This is a genomic window from Variovorax cryoconiti, from assembly GCF_051216395.1.
GTDB lineage: Bacteria > Pseudomonadota > Gammaproteobacteria > Burkholderiales > Burkholderiaceae_C > Variovorax.
Genome location: NZ_JBPJZI010000092.1, coordinates 1 through 1,024 on the forward strand (window position 1 = coordinate 1; position 1,024 = coordinate 1,024).

Here is a 1,024-nt window from a genome sequence, read left to right on the forward strand (position 1 = left end):
GCCATTCGCTAGACGCCAGAGGACTAGGGAACGACGACGCAGGTCCGACGAGAAAGACTTACTTCGGCAGGTTGGCGATCTGAGCCAGGAACGGGTTGGCCGTTGCGAACCACAGAGCGATACCGGTGCCGATAATGAAAGCGGCGTCGATCAGACCAGCCAGCAGGAACATCTTGGTTTGAAGTTCACCCATGAGTTCAGGCTGACGTGCGGCCGACTCGAGGTACTTGCTGCCCATGATGCCGATGCCGATACATGCGCCCACAGCGCCCAGACCGATGATCAGGCCGGCGGCCAGTGCAACAAAGCTAATAACTTCCATGATGACTCCTAGAGGACTTTGGTTGAAGAGAAAACAAAAAACAGAAACGAAAACTGATGATCAGTGGTGATCGTGGGCCTGGCCGATGTAGACCAGCGTCAGCATCATGAACACGAAGGCTTGCAGCGTGATGATCAGGATGTGGAAGATGGCCCAGGCCGTGCCCGCGATGATGTGGCCGATGGCCAGGCCGATGCCGGTGGCCGACATGGACCAGGCACCACCCATCAGGGCGATCAGCAGGAAGATCAGTTCACCGGCGTACATGTTGCCGAACAACCGCATGCCGTGCGAGACCGTCTTGGCGACGAACTCGATCATCTGCATGGCGAAATTGAAGGGGTACAGCGCCCAGTGGTTGCCAAAGGGTGCGGTGAACAGCTCGTGGATCCAGCCGCCGGCGCCCTTGATCTTGATGTTGTAGTAGATACAGATCAGCAGCACTGCCACCGACATGCCCATGGTCACCGAGAGGTCGGCGGTGGGCACGACACGCAGGTAGGCGTGGTGCGGGTCTTCGCCGGCGATGTGGAAGATCTTGGCCCAGATTGCCGGGAACAAATCGACCGGGAACAGGTCCATTGCATTCAGCAGGAAGATCCACACAAAGATCGTGAGGGCCAGCGGTGCGACGAACTTGCGGCTCGTGGCGTTGTGGACGATGCCCTTGGCCTGCTGGTCGACCATTTCGACGAGCAGTTC

At 58.3% G+C, this 1,024-nt stretch carries 2 protein-coding genes; both read right to left on the reverse strand.

Annotated features, from left to right (window positions below; genetic code table 11):
* Positions 1–58: 58 nt before the first annotated feature.
* Complete coding sequence (gene atpE / locus ACSFA2_RS25965) at positions 59–322, reverse strand: F0F1 ATP synthase subunit C (protein ID WP_007830191.1); 264 nt, start codon at positions 320–322, stop codon at positions 59–61.
* Positions 323–382: 60 nt separating this feature from the next.
* A partial coding sequence (gene atpB / locus ACSFA2_RS25970; protein ID WP_435458198.1) for a F0F1 ATP synthase subunit A occupies positions 383–1,024 on the reverse strand: 642 nt, incomplete at its 5' end.